This window comes from Hymenobacter crusticola (genome assembly GCF_002154225.1).
In the GTDB taxonomy this organism is placed as follows: Bacteria; Bacteroidota; Bacteroidia; order Cytophagales; family Hymenobacteraceae; genus Hymenobacter; species Hymenobacter crusticola.
Map to the genome: position 1 here is coordinate 22,968 of NZ_MTSE01000022.1, position 17,222 is coordinate 40,189.

Consider the following 17,222-nt stretch of genomic DNA (forward strand, 5'->3'; position numbering starts at 1 on the left):
GCAAGCATAGAATCAGGCTATTGACTCGCTAATTGCCTAAATAGCTAGGTCGCTAAACCATCACCTTACAGTTGGTTAAGCAGCACGCCTAGGCTGCCGTTGGTAGCGGCGCGCAATAGCAGAGCGCGCCAGAGGTTGTTCACGGCCAGGGCTTGGTCGGTTTCGGCGCGGTTGAGCACCACGGCGGCTTGCGTGAGCACCACCAAGTTGTCGAGGCCGGCGTCGTAGCGGGCTTTGGCTTGCACGTAGGCACGTTTGGCGGCATCGAGCTGCAAGGGAGCTTCTTGGGCCGTCTGACGGGCTAGCTCCAACTGAAGCACGGCGTTTTGCCGCTCTATTTGTAGTTGCAGATTTTGCTGGGCGTACTCGGCCTGGGCTAGGTTCACCCGTTGTTGTTGGGCGGTGGTGGCATACTTGGCACGCCACAAGTCGGTCACGTTCCAGGATAGTGCCGCGCCCATCACGTAATTGTACGCCTTGAACGGGATGCCCGCGCTCAGCGAAGGATCGATGGCAAAAGCGCCGTTTTCTCCGGCTCGGTTGCCGATGCCTGAGCCCCGCCCCCAGGTAGCGCCGACCAGCGACAATGTAGGACGCGCATTCATGCGCAAGACGCTGACCTGAGCTTCGCTAGCGCGAATACGCTGCTGATACGCCCGCAAGATGGGGGGCAGGCGCGTCGAGTCGCTGAGTATAACTGGTGCAGTATGGGGGAGCTTGGTATAAAATTGCATCGAATCAAGCTGGATGGCCTGGGTCGGCACCCCTAGCAGTCCTGCTAAGCGGACTCGCTGTTGCAAGGCTTGTTGCTGACTGGCAAGGAGTTGCAATTGCGCACGCGAGGTCTCGGCGTTGGTGACGGAACTATCGATGCCGGCGCGGATGCCTGATAACGCTCCCGCCCGAATCACGGTCCGTAACGACCGCGCCCGTTTCAAGTTGGCGGCTTGCACCGCCACCGACTTTTGGGCCACCAACGCCAACAAATAAGCATCGGCTACCTGCACTTGGTGCGCAAAAAGCTCCTGCTCGTAGTCGGCTTGGGCCTGGGCGACGCCGGTGTTGGCGCGTTGTACAACGGCCCGGTAGCGGCCGAAGGTTAACACGGGCCACTCCACCACCAAACCTGCCTGGCTGGTCCAAGTGGTTTGACTACTAAAGTCAGGACGAACCCCGGAAACAGGAATGGCTCCACCGGCCAAAGCAGCACCCCGTACCTGGTTAGAGGTGCCGTTGAGTGCCTGCGCTTGCATGGTGATCTGGGGCAAATAGGTGGCGCGCGTGGTACGCACATCGGCCGCAGCCGCTTCCACGGCCACTTGCCGGGCCCGAAGCGCCGGGTAGTTGGCCTGCGCTACTTCCAGCGCTTGCGGCAGCGTGAGGGAGGTAGGCGGCACACTTTGCCCGATGGCCGTGCGCTGGCTGAGCAAGCCGGCCGCGCCGACCATCAGCAGTAAGAGGCGACAACGAACGCCTGTAGTACCTATTAAGAGAGCAGCTAACATAGTGATGCAAAGCTCTCACGCCGGTATTAGGCTGACATTAGCAACAAATTAGAAGTTATTAGAGACGTAAAAAGCAATACTAGCATGGCGAAATAGTTTCTTCCGGTGCTCTCGCTTGCCACGGACCTAGCGCTGCAACGAACTAGCTTGAGTAGCCGTCACCAATGGCAAATCGACTTCGGCCACGGTGCCGCCACCGGAGCGCGGGTACAAGCGCAGCTGGGCTTGGTGTAGTTGTAGGATTTGTCTTGCCAATGTTAATCCTATCCCGAACCCATTGATGGCTTGCACGTTGCTGCCGCGGATGAGTGGCTGGAAAATACGCTGCATATCAGCAGGTGCGATGCCGATGCCGCGATCCTCGATGCGCAGTCGTACGCCTTGGTCGGTGTTCATTTCCAGGCAGAGCGCTACCGGCTGCCCCGCCGAATATTTGCATGCATTGTCAACTAAGTTCACCAAAGCGGTGCGCAGCAGATGGGCGTTGCCGAGCACCGTGGGAGCTGTGAGCTGACGTTCCACCCCTTCGCTCACCGCCAACGACAACCGCTGTTGGGTGCGTTGGTGCTGCACCGTATCCATCACATCTAGAAGTACGTCCATCAATTCCAGAGGTTTTCGCTCTAAAGGCTCGCTGAAGTCGCCCAGGCGAGCTAGGTGCAACAGGCCATTGGTAAGTTCGGTAAGCTTGTCAAGCTCCTGGGTGGCCTGGCCGATGCCTTCTTTCAGGCTAGCTACGTCCGTGTCGTAGGCGAGGGAGGTTTCCAGCCAGCCCTTGATGGTGGTAAGCGGCGTCCGTAATTCGTGCGAAGCCTGCGCAATAAACGCTTGTTGGCTTTCCGCCAGCGCCTGTTGCCGGGCCAGTAGGTCATTGAAGGCCGTTGCCAGCACGCCCACCTCATCGTGCGGATTGAAGGCGCGCAGGCGGAAGTCGCGCGTTTGGGAGCCCGGTGCCCGCAGTTGGCGAATTAGAAAGTTAAGGGGTGCCAGTGCCCGGCTTGCGAAGAGCAGCCCAACCCCAGCCACCAGCACTACGGCCATGAGATTGCCATACAGCAGCGAACGAAACAAGTCGTCCTGGCGGGTATATCCGTTATGATCGTAGGCCGTCACAATGGCTACGTATTCGCCTGGCTCATTCGGCCGCCGGTACGCGACGGCAACTCCATCTTTGGGAAAGCGGTGACCGGGACTGACAAACGAAAAAACATGTTCTTTTTCCCGCCGGGCTGCGGCCAAAAGTTCGGAGGTAGGCTCAAAATCCTGGCCGTGCAAGCTCTTGTAAAGCGGCCTGTCCGCGGGGTCATACAGGTACTCGGCCTGCTCTGGTAGCGAGGCTAGCACGCTACTGATCACCGTGTCACCGAGTACTTGGTATGCCACGTTGGCCTTTCGCGTCAGGCGCCGGGTAAAGGAATCTTGGCGGTAATCGACGGAGCTCAGGTACACGTACGTGGAGAAGGCGAGTAAAATCAGCCCTACCAGACTGCTAAACCACAGCAACAGTTTATGCTTGATCTGGAGCCGCGCTGCCATCAGCCTTGCAGTAAGTACCCCATGCCCACCACGGTGTGTAAGAGCTTCTGCTCGTAATTTTTGTCGATTTTTTTGCGCAAGTAGTTGACGTACACGTCAATAATATTGGTATTCGTGTCAAAGTGCAGATCCCATACCTTCTCGGCAATATCGACGCGAGTTACCGTTTTGCCCCGGTTCACCATCAGGTATTCGAGCAGGCCGTACTCGCGGGTGGTGAGCTCAATGCGCTGCCCAGCCCGCCGTACAATACGCGCATCAAGATCCATTTCTAGGTCAGCTACTTGCAAGATGGCGTGCTGCCCGGCATAAGACGAACTGCGGCGTGCCAGAGCCCGAATGCGTAGGAGCAGCTCCCGGAATACAAAGGGCTTCACCAGGTAGTCATCAGCCCCGGCGCCAAACCCACTTTCCTTGTCTTGCAAGCTGTCTAGCGCGGTCAGCATCAGCACGGCCTGGCGCGGCGAGTGCTGCTTGATGTAGCGGCACAGCTCGAAGCCGTTAAGCAACGGCAGATTTACATCCAAAATCACGACATCGTAGGGCTGCTGCTCAAACAAGCGCTGTCCCATCAGCCCATCGTAGGCTACTTCCAACTCGTAGCTTTCGCTCTCGATGCCCTTGCGGATAAACGAGGCTAGGCTTACTTCATCTTCAACGAGGAGAATCTTCAAGGCAGAGAAAGTTCAAGGCCGTTTGGACAGGAACAGACGAACGCCGCTAATACGTTTTACCAGTTAAATCAACTGCGTAATTACCGATAGCGCCCTGCTTATAATAGGATAGCAGGCCCCTCCACTTCTAAGAAGTCGTCAGCACAGCAAAATTACGCAAAATCTAGTACCAGTCTTGGGTGTCGGTAGTTAATGACCCCGTCTTACCGCCCACGAAAGGTGGTCATCTCTCTTGGTCTAGCTTGGGGGAACCAACTCCGTTACGTTCAACTGATGCTGTTCCACTGAACAAGCGAGTTTAAAAACTGCTCTTATTTTATGCTGCCGCAGATTCCGGGTGTTCACCAGACAAAGCGCCGGGTTTAGGTAAACGAGCATTGGCTGAAGGGATGAGACACTTAAGTAAAAGTTCAGGTACTTACTGGATACTCTAGGCAGCTGTACCTTGCAAGTATGGCTGATTTTAGATTGCGTGTCTTTCAGGCCGTAGCACGGCACTTAAGCTTTACCCAAGCTGCTCAAGAGCTATTCATTACGCAACCGGCTATTACCATGTCCGCGAGTTGGAACGCTGCGGTACCCGCATCAGCCTCGCCTTCGCAGGCCAGGCGCTGTACGCCCACACGGACGCCGTGGAGCAGCTTAGCGTGATTGGAACGGGAGGCGAGCGAGCTTTTCCTCGAATCACCACCTAAGCAAGCCCAGGAGGGGGCTGACTAGGCGGCACCAAGTGGAGACCTATTGGGTAGGGAGCGTAGCACCGCGGTTTTGCATAGCGAAAACGGCATTTGCGCTTCATACGCCACGCCTTTAAAAACGGGAAACTGCGCTAGCCCTTCAACTTACTGCGTCAGCTGGAGGGCCTGTTCCAGCATGGGGTCACGCCCAGCCGCTAGGTCGGCAGCCGTGTTGGCTACTTTCACATCGGGGGCTAGGCCACGGCCTTCCCAGTTCACGCCGTTATGGTCACGGTATTCGCCGACCGACACCGTGAAGCGCCACCCGTTGGGCATGTCGCGCTCCACCCGGTCGGAGAAGGCGCCATAGGTGGCAAGCCCCACTTGGCGCACGTGCGGGAGGCGTTTCATGGCCAGCGTGAAGGTTTCGCCGGCGCTGAACGTATCGTCGGAGGTGAGCAGAATGATGGGGTTAGTGTACGGGTGGGAGCCAGTGGGCTCTACGTACCACTCCTGCCAACTGGTAAACTGGTGATGTTGAGGCCCAGTGCGCTTGCGCGACTTCATATACAGGCGGCGCGCATCGGCGAAGCGTCCGGCGATGTACTGACCTAGCTCATCGCGCCCGCCGGAGTTGTCGCGGATGTCGAGCACTAGGGCTTTGGTACCCTGCAACGCGCCAAGGATATTGTCGAGGTTGTGCTTATAGTTCTGGTACTCCTCATCTAGCCCCGACAAGTAGAGGTAGCCCACGTTGCCGGCTAGCTTGCCATACGTAAGCGTGGGCGAGGCTAAGTGGCTCTCCGTGAGGTAGCGGGCTTTAATCAAATCAAGGCTGGTGTGGTTGAGCGCCGGTCCGCGGCGTTGGCCCGATACAAAACGGGGATAGCGCGCGTCGGTGGGCGAAAGGCTCACGTGTGCATCGTTCAGCGTATCTATCATCTGCGTGAGCACCCGGTACAAGTCTGCCGGGCCCGACTGCGCCGTGAGTTGCGACCGAAAATGGCGATGCACCCCCGGCCAATCCACGGCTTTCACCTCGAAGCCCCCATAGAGCCGATCAAATTCCTGCCACACGTACTCAAAGTTGGCTTCGGCGTCTGTGGTGGGCGCTACTTCGTCTGGCATGCACGACCAAGACCCACTCAAGATCATAAGGCTGAGAATGATAACTAACTTTTTCATGGCTCAGAAAGCAAATTGGAGGTGAAGATTTAGGCCGTGCGTGTTGGTGGTCAGCGGCTGCGGATCGGGGTAGTGCAGCAGGCCGAGTTCGTAGCCCAAGCTCGTTTGCCAGTGCGTACCTAGGGTGCGGCAGGCGGTTAGGCTGAGCGTGGCTTGCTGCAAGCGGTGCCCACCTTCCACTTGCGTGTTGTTGCGATAAAAGGCCGTAAGCTGGCTGGTTTCCTGGGGCTGCGAAAGCGAGTTGTGCCACGGTAGCCGCGTAATCAGGCCCGCCACGGCATACTGCCCTTGGGCCGTCAGCACCGTTTTGGCTCCTACCCGGTAGCGTACTTTAGCTACCAGCGGTAGTGAAGTAATGCTGGTCATTCCTGCGTACGGCTCGCTCTGAGGGTAGTAGAGCACTTGTTGCAAGCCGCCGCCAAGCAGTACTTCGCCGCGCTTCATTGCCCAGAGGTGCCGCAAGTAGTGCACTTGCATGTGCACCAAAGCTAGGTTGTCGTGGAGCGGCACGGGAGTGTCGCCGAAGTACACCATGCGCTCGGGATAGGCCTTGGCGAAGAACGAGCCGTAGGCGGCGTGGCCGCCCACAAACCACTCGCTCCGTTCTGCGTGATGCTGGTAGGAAAGACCTAGTTGGAGCAGTTGCCCCCGATAAGTCAGCGGGCTAGCATTCTGGTCGTGCACAGTAAATTGCGTAGCACCCGTGCGTAGCGTAAGCTCGTGACGCTTGAGAGGCGGCAAGCCTTGCGCGAAGCTGGTGCTTGGCGCTAGCAAGAGGCTCATGGCCAATACGCTAGGTGCGATGGTGGTCAGGTTCATGGTAGGGAAGAAATTGGGTTATTGAGGCTAGCGCGTAGCTGAGTACAAAGCTATTTGCGCTCGTACTCAGCGACTTTTGGCAAAAGGATTTCGCCTTTTCTAAGCCGGATTATTTACCGAGTGCGGTTCTTGTGCTAGGGCTCAGCTAGCCTACTCGTATCGTCGGACCGCTTTTAGCTGCGTAAGGAGCTTAATAGCTAGGCTGCCCCCCTGCACGTGTTTGAGCATAGAAATAAGAAGCCCGCCCTAGAAACTAAGGCGGGCAAGCAAACGCAACTCCAGCAACCCGTGAAGCAGCGCTAGAGACGTTGATAAGTCTTGTCGAACAGGATTTATTGCAACGAGCCCGCCCTCATTGCAAGAAGAGCATAGGTCTTCCCGCTGACTCCCGATGGGGTATTGTCAGGGAGGGAGCTTGGCGTCGTAGAACGTGAGGAAGCGGGTGGCGGAAGGTTTACTCGAGCACGACCCGCTGCTTAGCTAGGTACCCTTGCGGTCCGCTCACACGCAACCAGTATATCCCCCGTGGCAGCGTTTCAACCGAAACTGTAACGCTCCCGTTAGCAGGCACTTGCTGATGCAGGACGGTACGGCCAAGCGCATCCAGTAGGTGCAGGTGCAAGCCTGCAGGCAACGGGTTAGCAGGTAGCTGCACCGTGAAAGAGCCGCGGGCCGGATTGGGGTACACGCGCAAGTCTGCGGAAACCTTCGCTGGCTGGTTGGCTAACACGGCGGGGGCGAGCTTCACCACCCAATAATCGCCGTAGAGCTCCCCGCCGCGGCTCGGTTCGCTCTTGTCATAGTGGGCATCGCCTGTGGACATTCCTCCTAGCAAGACCCCCCCATCCGAAGTAGCGCGCACCCGCGTGAGTTGGGTATAGGCACCACCAGCATGTAGTATCTTCTCCCATTGTTTAGCGCCCTGTGCGTCGAGCTTCGTCACACGGTAGCTGCTGAAATCGTTGCTGCCAAATACGCAGCCGCCATCGGCGGCGAGGGTGAGGCTAGTAAGGTAATCTTCTTGAGTTGTGCCATATGCGCGGTCCCACTGCTTCTTGCCCTGCGCATCTACCTTCACCAGCCAGAAGTCCCAACCCCCTAGGTTCGGCTGACTTTTGTCGCCGCTCACACCGGAGTAGGAGGAGCCCGCTAGCAACGCGCCGCCATCGGCTGTCAGCTGTAGCTCTTGCAAGTAGTCACCCTCGCTTCCGCCCAGCACCCGGTCCCACTGGATGGCGCCTTGTCCATCGAGCTTCACTAGCCAGAAATCGTTGCCACCTAGGCTAGGTTGGGTTTTGTCACCGGAAACATCAGATTGAGAATAGCCGCCGAGCAGATATCCCCCGTCCGGAGTTTGTTGTAAGCTGGTAAACGCGTCAATGCGACTCCCCCCGATGGTGCGGTCCCACTGCTTATTGCCTTGGCTATCAAGCTTCACAACCCAGTAGTCGGTTCTCCCCCGGGTGGCTTGGCTCTTGTCGCCGGAAACGGCGGAGCTGGAATTGCCCGCCAGCACGTAGCCGCCATCGGCGGTTTGCTGCACGCTAATCGGGGTGTCGTCGGAATCGCCACCAAGGGTGCGGTCCCACTGCTTCGTGCCTTGCGCATCGAGCTTGATGATCCAGTAATCTACTCGTCCTTGACTAGCCTGCGTCTTGTCGCCTGAAATCGGCGAATTCGAGTAGGCTCCAATAAGGTAGCCGCCATCGGTGGTTTGCTGCACGCTGGTCGCCCCGTCGTAGCCGGTGCCACCTAGCGTTCGGTCCCACTGCTTGTGGCCTTGCGCATCCAACTTAACTACCCAGGCATCATCTCCCCCGAGGTGGCCCTGCGTCTTATCGCCCGAGATGCCCGACTGCGAAGCGCCCACCAAAATGCTGCCGCCGTCGCGGGTGGGTTGCATTCCCATAAGGCGTTCTTCCTCACTGCCACCCAGCGTTCGGTCCCACTGCTTAGCGGGCGTTTGGGCAAACGCGTGACCGGAGAGCATAAGAGCGCAGGCGGCGATGAACGTTTGAAATTTCATAGCATGAGGGCATACGTGGTGAAAGCAGAGCTACAGCTCAAAGCCAATCTCAGAGTACTAACTGCTCAAGCGTGTTCGTCTCTGATAGAATGACTGCTGCAAGCGTAAGGCAAAGGTAGACTGGCTGCTTGCTGGCGGACTTTCGCCAAACGGAGTTCTACTTTAAGCCGCCGGATTTTTATTCGAATTGTTACCCTTCCCCTCAATCCACCCTAGCCTTATCTATAAGGCTTACTGGTAGGAGCTAGCAACGCAGGTAGTTGGTCGTGCCTAGGTAGAAAGTCCAATACTTCCCGTAACGTGGCTACTTGGTGAAAAGAGACGCCCAGCAAGTCCTCCGCTGGTAACTGCTCGTGAATCCAGGTGGCGTGATAGGGCACGTGCACGGCTTGCCCACCTAGGCGGGCCACCGGCAGCACGTCGGACTTCAGCGAGTTTCCGACCATCATGAAGCCTTCTATGGGGCTGTGGTAGCGGGCCAGAATCCGCCGATACGTGGCTTCGTTTTTCTCGCTTACGATTTCCACGTGGTCGAAGTAATTTCCTAGCCCAGAGCGGGCGAGCTTGCTTTCCTGGTCAAACAAGTCGCCCTTGGTAAGCACCATGAGCGGTACGCCGCGCCGGCGCAGTTCAGTTAGTACGTCGACGACGCCGGGTAAGGGTTCGATGGGAAAGTCCAGCAAGCGCTTGCCTAGGTCAAGCAGACGTTGAATGTCGGCACCACTCACCTCGCCGCCTGTCAATTGAATAGCCGTTTCAATCATGGACAGCAGAAACGACTTGGCCCCGTAGCCGAACAGGTGCATGTTGCGCCGTTGCACCTCGTACAAGCCGCGGCCAATCGCCGCCGGGTCGCCGCAGCGGGCCAAAATCGCATGCAGTTCCGCCTCGACCTGATCGAAGTGGGGCTGGTTTGGCCACAGCGTATCATCCGCGTCGAAGGCAATGAGTTGGGGAAAAGAAGTCATACCAGAAAAGAAGAAGGGCGTACCAAGCAATGCCCAAGTTCCGTCGCGGGTTGGAGCTGGTGAGCTAACGAGCGCCCCGCAGCGGCTCAGAGCAGGTACTGCAAAGTTGCAGCATCCTAGGGGCCGGGGCGTTTGGCAAACGGAGTAGAAGTTTTGTCTCCCGGATTTTTGACGTATCCGAGCGAGCTGGCCGCGTCAGCACTCAATGCGGCGGATAGAGCTTATACTGCAAATAATCCGGCAAGGAAAGCCGCACTGGCGCGGGTATCGGCAACGACTGGGCCTTGCAAACGGCTAGTTTATGGCAGGAAGGCAACGCGTATCAAGCAGCATACGAGTACACGGCGGGCATGGGCTCGTGGATGTTAACCTAGGCCTGGGAGTCTACAATCCGGAACGGACCTCGGGTTTTCGCTCGGAGATTCGTACCGTAAGCCGGAAGTACTGCCAGAGGTGGGCCTAAAGCTAGGTTTAGTCTGGTAAGCGCCACCTCGCTAACGCCCCGCTTGGTGGATTCCAAGCTGGTTGCTCTTGCTAGTGAGCAGATAAGGAGGCATCCGTTAGACCAGCACGGCTAGGCCCGCTTCCCGATACCGGGCCAACACTTCCGCGGAGGCGCGCGAATCCGTTACCAAAGTATCCACGAAGGAAAGCGGGGCAAACTGCAAATACTTGTCTTGCTCGAGTTTGCTGGCGTCGCAGAGCAAGTACACGTGGCGGGCCGCTTCGCCCACCGCCAAGCTAATGGAAGCTTCCTTTTCGCTGTTGGCGCTCAGGCCCCGCTGCAGCGAAAAGCCATCCACGCCCAAAAAGGCTTTATCGACTTGGTAGCGCTTGAGTTGCTCCACGGCCACCGTGCCGTGCATCGCCTGCCGCTCGGCATCGACTTCGCCGCCGGCTAAGACCACCTGCACGGGTGAGTTCACCAATTCAAACAGCACGGGCAGCGAATTGGTGACCACGCGGATTTTGAGGTGCTGAATAAATGGGCACAAAGGAAAGGTCGTGCTGCCGCAATCGATGAAAATAGTATCACCTGCCGCAATCTGGCTGGCAGCCAACTGGCAGATGGACGTTTTCTCGGCTAGGTGAGTCGTCGCTTTGCGCGTGAAGGCCACCGGGTTTTTCACCAGTTCGGGCAGGACGGCCCCGCCGTGGGTGCGCACGACCAAACCCTCGGCGGCAAGCTGGGCCAAATCCCGGCGAATGGTGATGGGCGTAGTGCGGAGTTGCTGCGCCGCGTAGCTCACGTCTAGGCTGCCCTGTTGGGCTAACGTGTTCAGTAAAAACTGCTTGCGCAATTGAAAATTCAATGTTTTCTCGTTACTTGCTTCCATAAGAACACAAAGAAACACAATTGATCATAAACGAACGACCACGTTGTTATGAACGAACACATTCGCCTGCGCGAGCAACAGATTCTGTCCAATAATTGGTACACGCTGCGCAAAGTAACCTATGACTACCAGCGAAAAAATGGCACCTGGGAAACCCAGTCGCGGGAGGCCTATGACCGCGGCAACGGGGCCACGATTCTGCTGCACAACCCGGCAGCCGATACCGTCATTCTGACCCGTCAGTTTCGGCTGCCCACCTTCGTCAACGGCAATCCCACGGGCATGCTGATTGAAACCTGCGCTGGCCTGCTCGACGACGAGCACCCGGACGACGCCATTCTGCGCGAAACCGAGGAAGAAACCGGCTACCGACTCACGGCGGTGCAGAAAGTGATGGAAGCCTACATGAGCCCGGGCTCGGTGACGGAGCGTTTATTCTTCTACCTAGCCGAGTATTCCCCCGCCACGGAACACCGGGGTGGGGGAGGCATTGAGGAAGAAGAAATCGAGGTGCTGGAGTTGCCCCTGCCGCAAGCGCTGGGCATGATTGCCACCGGCGAAATCCAAGACGGCAAAACCATTATGCTCTTGCAACATCTGCGCCTCCAACAACTTCACGCGTTATAAATCCCTTTCTGCATCATGGTCATTCTTATTGCTGGCCCGTACCGCAGCGGCACCAACGACGACCCCGCCCGCATGGCCGCCAACTTGCACCGGTTAGAAACCGCCGCCTTGCCCTTGTTTCGGGCCGGCCATTTACCCTTAATTGGCGAGTGGGTGGCCTTGCCCTTGCTCGCCCAGGCAGGTTCTAGCCGGCCGGGCGACGCGCCCTACAACGAAATTCTCTACCCGGTCGCCCACCGCTTGCTCGCGCAGTGCGACGCCGTGCTGCGCCTGCCGGGTTCCTCCCAGGGGGCGGATGAGGATGTCCGGCTAGCCCAGGAGCGGGGTTTACCCGTGTACTACCGCCTAGAAGACGTTCCGGCTTGCGTGCCAGCGGACAGCGGCTATTAGGCCACTAGTAACCTATTCTCAAAGCAAGGGCGAGTTCTCCGACAGCCACGCTTACTCATTTTAAAGGAACCATAACTACTAAATATGCACATTTAGGACGCTGAAACAAGGAAGTCGCAGCTTAGGAGCAGTGAACACGCAAATGATTGATAGCCATGCTTGACGAACAAACATTGTGGCGTTCCATGTGCCAAGGTGACAAAACGGCATTCCGACAGTTGCATCAAGCACATGTTCGCCATCTGCTTAACTACGGGCTCCGGCTGCACAACTCGCTCTCAACCGTAGAAGATTGCGTGCAAGATCTTTTTGTTGAGTTATGGCATTACCGCGCCCGCTTAAGTCAGCCCTCATCCATCCGGTTTTATCTACTCAAAGGACTGCGGAACAGAATTAAGGCGCAGTATAAGCGAGAGCAGCTTTGGCAAGCTAGCCTGGAGGAGGATGTTGAAGAGGGCTTTTCACAGTATTCCTTCAGCCTGGAGCCTTCTGCCGAACAGCGCTTAGTGGAACTTGACCTCGACGCTGAGCGGCGCGAGCAAGTGCGGCAGGCGTTGGAAGCCCTCACGCCCCGGCAACGCGAAGTCTTGTATCTGCGGTATTTCAACGACCTCTCCTACGAGCAGATTTGTGAGGTGATGAACATCAATTATCAAGCAGCGCGCTCACAAGTATATCAAGCGCTGAGGGTACTCCGCACTGTCTTGAAGAATCAGTATCTAGTGACTTTCCTGGCTAGCAACTATTTTTTATAAAAAACTTTCTCTTTTCATACTACAAAAGAGGATCGTCATTTCACTGTAGGATTGCTAACCCATGGTTATGAGGTCCTACGCCGACTATATACCTTTTGCTACCGATGACTTTCTGGTGGATCCGGTCTTTCGGGATTGGATTAGGCAACCTACGCCCGAAATGGATGCCTACTGGCGAGGTCTGCTAAAAACCAATCCGCATTTGCGCGACGCATTTGCGGAAGCACGCGTGCTAGCCCAGGGCCTAGAGAGTACTTGGACCTCCTTTTCGGATGGCTATGTAGCATCGTTGTACGAGCGCCTACACGTGCCGCCGGCTACGCCCCAGCTACGAGTAGGGCGCAGGTCTCGGCAGCTGGCAACCATTGCAGCGGGGATAGTGCTTCTCGGAGGCAGCTGGGCGTATTCGTACTTCATGGTCCCGCAGCGAATCCAAACGACTTATGGTGAGGCCCGAACGTTGACTCTTTACGACGGCTCCGTAGTGACGCTCGCTGCGAATAGTCAGCTAGAAGTTCCATCCCGCTATCAGTGGCGACAGAATCGGCAAGTATGGCTCACGGGAGAAGGCTACTTTGCCGTGCAGAAACAGTCCTATGGACAAGCCGGTAGCTACCGCAAGTTTGTAGTTCATACCAAGCGCGTGGATGTGGCAGTGCTAGGCACCCGGTTCTCGTTGTACACGCGCCCCCAGCAAACCCAGGTAGTGCTGGAAGAAGGACGCGTGGAATTAACTGATGTTGCCAGCCGCCAACGGCTGCGAATGCAACCTGGTCAAGTGGTACAATATGCTCCCCAAGAGCAGTTCTTCCGTCTTCAACCAGCTTCTACTGCCCGAAGGCGTCAGTTGACAGTTTGGCGCGAGAGCCTGCTCGTGTTCAATGGCGCTAGCATGAGTGAACTCAGCCGCCGCTTCAAAGAAGTGTACGGCCTAGACTTAGTGCTGCAAGGGGAGCTTTTCGCCAAGCAACAGTTCGTGGGCGAATTGCCGGTAGATGATGTTCAAAAAGCCCTGCTCATTTTGTCGGAAACGTTCGGCGCGAAGGCTGTTCGAGACGGGGAGTACATCTATTTTATTGCCAATGATCAAGTCAGACCCTAGTAAATGAGCTATCAAAAGCTGAAGTATACCCTGTAAAAATCTCACCACGCAAAAGAATCAACACATGCCTAGACCCTTACTCATTATTCCCTTAAGCGTGACCCTGCTGGTGGGAGAAATCGAATGTCTGTCTGCGCAAACGTATGCGGCCTTGCAGCCACAACAGCACAGCTCGCTTACGGTTGCGCAAGCCACCCATGTATACAAGCAAATAGAGTTGCCTCAACTCTTAAAGCAATTAGCGCAAACGTATGCAGTAAAATTTAACTACAAAGCGGAGCTGGTCCGCAAGGTGACGGTCGCGACGCCTTCTTTGACCGAGTTTGATGGAAAGCTGGTCGAACAACTCAATTCAATTTTACAATCAGCGGCATTACAGTGCGCTGCTATCGACGCCCACACCTTTGTGATTCAAACGCGGGTGTCGCAGGCTCGCCAAGCGCAGCCAGTTAGCGCGCCGGCACCAGCCGATGTCGTAGTAGCCGGCCGTATCACCAGCCGCGACAACAGCGAAGGGCTGCCGGGCGTGACCGTGCTGCAGAAAGGCTCCACCAATGGCGTTTCCTCGAGTACAGATGGTTCGTTTTCCCTGACTGTGCCAGCGGGGAGTACCTTGGTATTTAGTGCTATCGGGTATGTAACGCAGGAAATGTCGGTTACAGGTCCGACCTCCAACCTTAACGTAAAACTAGCGGCTGATACCAAGAGTTTGGAGGAAGTCGTCGTCGTCGGCTACGGCACCCAGAAAAAAGCAGACGTAACTGGCGCCATTGCCACCCTCGACGCCAGTAAGCTAGAAGAGCGGCCCATTCTGCGTGTCGACCAGGCGCTAGTAGGTCAGTTGGCGGGCGTGCAGGTGCAACAGAATACCGGCTTGCCCGGGCGGGGCTTCGCGGTGCAGGTACGCGGCACCGGTTCCATCACGGCCAACAACCAGCCGCTGTACGTGATTGATGGTTTTCCGCTGGAAGCCGCCGCGCCTAATTCCAGCGGTAACTACGCTACTGGCAGCCCACTCGACAATATCAACCCCAACGATATTCAGTCGATTGAGGTGTTGAAAGATGCTGCCGCCGCCGCCATCTACGGCTCACGGGCCGCCAACGGCGTGGTACTGGTCACTACCAAGCGGGGCAAAACCGGCAAGCCTCAGATTTCCTTTAATACCTACGCTGGGGTGTCGCAGGCCGCACGTAAGGTAAAGCTGCTCTCACCGGAGGAATGGATTGAGCGGGCCACGGAGGTGATTAACGGTAACTGGGTGCGTTCCGGCACGGGCCGCAATGCCAGCGACGACAATGCTACCCGCCGGCGCATCCTGAACCTAGGTGCAACTGGCTACAATCCCGACCTGATGCCCGACGACCGCTGGACCCAGCCCGGTCACCCCGGCTTGGATTATGTAGACTGGCAGGATGAAGGATTTCGTACTGCTAAAGTGCAGAACTACCAGGTGAGCGCCGCCGGCGCCACCGATAATGTGAACTACTACATATCCGGCAATTACACTGACCAAGATGGTATCGTGCTGGGGGTGAATTACAAGCGCTACTCGGCCCGCGCCAACATGGAAGTGCAGGCCAATAAAAAGCTTAAGTTTGGCCTGAACGTAGCGCCGAGCTACGCCGTATCGAGCGACCCCGGCGTGGAAGGCAAAGACAACATCCTGAATAAGCTCGTCACGATGGTGCCCATCGTCGAGTCTTCGGCCGGTCTGCTCACCAACTACGGGGATAACGACCGCTACCTCTGGGCTAGCACCAGCAACAGTCCGTATGGCCTACTCACCGATCGGCAGCAGCGCACCACCACCTTCCGCACGCTAAGTACGGTGTTTGGGGAGCTGGAAATTATCAAGGATCTGCGTTTCCGGACCACCCTGAACCTAGACAACACCGACGTGCGTAACAAGTCGTACGTGCCCAATGCTAAATCGGGCGGGCTAGGGGCTACGGGCACGTTCTCGGCGTATCGCAAGCAGGCATTCGTGAATGAAAACACGCTGACCTACAGCCGCACGATTGCCGAGAAGCATAGCGTCACGGGGCTAGCAGGCTACTCCTATAATTTCTTCAAGACCGAGACCGACAAGCTACGGTCGTCGGGGGGCTTCGTAAACGCTGCCGTAACAACCCTGAACGGAGCGCAGAACATCAGTGGTACCAGCGACAATGGCACCAGTGAGACCCAAAACGTCTTGCTGTCGTACTTTGGCCGCCTACAATACGCCTACGAAGGCAAGTACCTGTTCACGGCCAGCGTGCGCCGCGACGGTTCCTCGCGCTTCGGTGAAAACGATAAGTGGGGCATCTTCCCGGCGACTTCGTTGGGCTGGCGCATCTCGCAGGAGAAGTTTATGCAGGCCCTGCGCCCGGTGAGCGAGCTAAAGGTGCGCGCCAGCCTTGGTTACTCCGGCAACAACGGTATTGGTGACTACAGCAGCGTGCCTACCCTAGGCATCTACAACTATGAGCTGGGGGGCGCGCTGGCCACCGGCCAGGCGCCCAATATCTCGGCCAACCCAAACCTGAAATGGGAGAAGTCGCGCACGCTTGATTTTGGCCTGGACTTCGGCTTTCTGGACAACCGCATTTACGGCTCGTTCGACTACTATACGAAAACCAGCAACGACCTGCTCCTGAACCAACCCGTGCGGGGCGCGTCAGGTTTTAATTCGCAGCTCGTCAACATTGGCGAAGTGCTGAACAAGGGCTGGGAAGTGGAACTGAACACGCGCAACCTGACGGGGGCTTTCCAGTGGAACACGTCGGTGAACTTCAGCCACAACGAAAACCGGGTGGTACACCTAGGTACCGGCGATGCGCCCATTGAAATCGGCACGGCGCTCTACGGCGCCCCCAGCATCCGGCTGCAAGTAGGCCAGCCTATGTACTCAACCTACGTGGTGAAGCAAATCGGTATCCTGACCCAGGCCGACATTGATAATAATGTGCCGATTGTTCAGGGACAGACCCAGGGCGACCCTCGCTACGAGGATGTTAACGGCGATGGCGTCATCAGCGTGGCCGACCGGCAGATCCTGGGCCAGCCCAACCCAAAATACACGTGGGGCATCACCAACACGTTCCGGTACAAGGGTTTTGACTTAAGCGTGCTAGTGCAAGGCCAGAACGGGGGCAGCGTCTACTCACTGCTCGGCCGCGCCCTGGATGGTACCAGCATGGGTTACAATGGCAACGCGGCTGTCGCGCAGCGCGACCGGTGGCGTTCACCCGAGAACCCCGGAGCCGGCGAGCGGGGCCAGGTTCGCGCCAACTTTACCCCCTTGCTCAACAGCTCGTGGCTGTATTCGTCGAACTACTACCGCGTGCGCAACATCACGCTCGGCTACAACCTAGGCAACATTCTGAGTAAGCGCGTAGCACAGGGGGCCCGGCTTTACTTCTCCTTGGAGAACTTCTTTGGCCACGATTCCTACCGCGTGGGCTACAACGTGGAAGCGGCCAATTCCAGCAACAGCAGCGACGGCTTCTCAGTGAGCACCGACTACGGCGGGCTGCCCCTCTCCAAAGCCATGACCCTAGGCCTGAACGTCACTTTCTAAAAAGTCGCTGGCATTTACGTCGTGAGCAGCGCAGGCGCATTGCCGGGTTGCTGCTG

The 17,222-nt window shown here is 57.1% G+C and carries 14 protein-coding genes and 1 pseudogene; 7 read left to right on the forward strand and 8 right to left on the reverse strand.

The window, feature by feature from the left end:
- Positions 1–65 precede the first annotated feature (65 nt).
- The 3 genes from BXP70_RS23960 to BXP70_RS23970 all read right to left on the reverse strand — a co-directional run bounded on the left by BXP70_RS23960 (position 66) and on the right by BXP70_RS23970 (position 3,715).
- Entirely contained in the window at positions 66–1,505 is a 1,440-nt protein-coding gene (locus BXP70_RS23960; RefSeq protein WP_086596661.1) for a TolC family protein, read from the reverse strand.
- A 126-nt stretch (positions 1,506–1,631) separates the two neighbouring features.
- Positions 1,632–3,041, reverse strand: a complete 1,410-nt coding sequence (locus BXP70_RS23965) for a sensor histidine kinase (protein ID WP_086596662.1) — start codon at positions 3,039–3,041, stop codon at positions 1,632–1,634.
- Complete coding sequence (locus BXP70_RS23970; RefSeq protein WP_086596663.1) at positions 3,041–3,715, reverse strand: response regulator transcription factor; 675 nt, start codon at positions 3,713–3,715, stop codon at positions 3,041–3,043. Before BXP70_RS23970 ends, BXP70_RS23965 begins: the two co-directional genes overlap by 1 nt.
- Before the next feature lie 453 nt (positions 3,716–4,168).
- Between BXP70_RS23970 and BXP70_RS30970 the strand changes: the two are divergent.
- Together BXP70_RS30970 and BXP70_RS30845 are read left to right on the forward strand one after the other, a co-directional pair.
- A pseudogene (locus tag BXP70_RS30970) lies at positions 4,169–4,228 on the forward strand (hypothetical protein); the annotation flags it as partial.
- Positions 4,229–4,278: 50 nt separating this feature from the next.
- On the forward strand, positions 4,279–4,410 hold the full coding sequence (locus BXP70_RS30845) for a hypothetical protein (protein ID WP_262490766.1): 132 nt from the start codon (positions 4,279–4,281) through the stop codon (positions 4,408–4,410).
- 147 nt (positions 4,411–4,557) lie between these two features.
- Here BXP70_RS30845 and BXP70_RS23980 read toward each other — a convergent pair whose 3' ends face one another.
- The 5 genes from BXP70_RS23980 to BXP70_RS24000 form a co-directional block, all read right to left on the reverse strand.
- Complete coding sequence (locus tag BXP70_RS23980; RefSeq protein ID WP_086596664.1) at positions 4,558–5,577, reverse strand: S41 family peptidase; 1,020 nt, start codon at positions 5,575–5,577, stop codon at positions 4,558–4,560.
- A gap of 3 nt (positions 5,578–5,580) precedes the next feature.
- Positions 5,581–6,396 carry a hypothetical protein gene (locus BXP70_RS23985; protein ID WP_086596665.1) on the reverse strand — a complete coding sequence of 272 codons (816 nt, stop codon included), beginning with the start codon at positions 6,394–6,396 and terminating at the stop codon, positions 5,581–5,583.
- A gap of 454 nt (positions 6,397–6,850) precedes the next feature.
- Positions 6,851–8,422, reverse strand: coding sequence for a T9SS type A sorting domain-containing protein (locus BXP70_RS23990; protein WP_086596666.1), 1,572 nt, complete (start codon positions 8,420–8,422; stop codon positions 6,851–6,853).
- Between the two features lie 218 nt (positions 8,423–8,640).
- Positions 8,641–9,390, reverse strand: a complete 750-nt coding sequence (locus BXP70_RS23995; RefSeq protein ID WP_086596709.1) for an HAD family hydrolase — start codon at positions 9,388–9,390, stop codon at positions 8,641–8,643.
- Positions 9,391–9,950: 560 nt separating this feature from the next.
- Complete coding sequence (locus tag BXP70_RS24000) at positions 9,951–10,727, reverse strand: DeoR/GlpR family DNA-binding transcription regulator (RefSeq protein ID WP_245849733.1); 777 nt, start codon at positions 10,725–10,727, stop codon at positions 9,951–9,953.
- 48 nt (positions 10,728–10,775) lie between these two features.
- Here BXP70_RS24000 and nudK point away from each other — a divergent pair, with 48 nt between their 5' ends.
- From nudK to BXP70_RS24025, 5 genes are all read left to right on the forward strand, one after another.
- Positions 10,776–11,354 carry a GDP-mannose pyrophosphatase NudK gene (nudK, locus tag BXP70_RS24005; RefSeq protein ID WP_086596667.1) on the forward strand — a complete coding sequence of 193 codons (579 nt, stop codon included), beginning with the start codon at positions 10,776–10,778 and terminating at the stop codon, positions 11,352–11,354.
- A 15-nt stretch (positions 11,355–11,369) separates the two neighbouring features.
- Complete coding sequence (locus BXP70_RS24010; protein WP_086596668.1) at positions 11,370–11,744, forward strand: DUF4406 domain-containing protein; 375 nt, start codon at positions 11,370–11,372, stop codon at positions 11,742–11,744.
- A 185-nt stretch (positions 11,745–11,929) separates the two neighbouring features.
- On the forward strand, positions 11,930–12,499 hold the full coding sequence (locus BXP70_RS24015) for an RNA polymerase sigma factor (protein WP_245849735.1): 570 nt from the start codon (positions 11,930–11,932) through the stop codon (positions 12,497–12,499).
- Between the two features lie 67 nt (positions 12,500–12,566).
- Positions 12,567–13,601, forward strand: coding sequence for a FecR family protein (locus BXP70_RS24020; protein ID WP_179197807.1), 1,035 nt, complete (start codon positions 12,567–12,569; stop codon positions 13,599–13,601).
- A gap of 64 nt (positions 13,602–13,665) precedes the next feature.
- Positions 13,666–17,166, forward strand: a complete 3,501-nt coding sequence (locus tag BXP70_RS24025; protein ID WP_086596671.1) for a SusC/RagA family TonB-linked outer membrane protein — start codon at positions 13,666–13,668, stop codon at positions 17,164–17,166.
- The last annotated feature ends 56 nt before the right edge of the window (positions 17,167–17,222 follow it).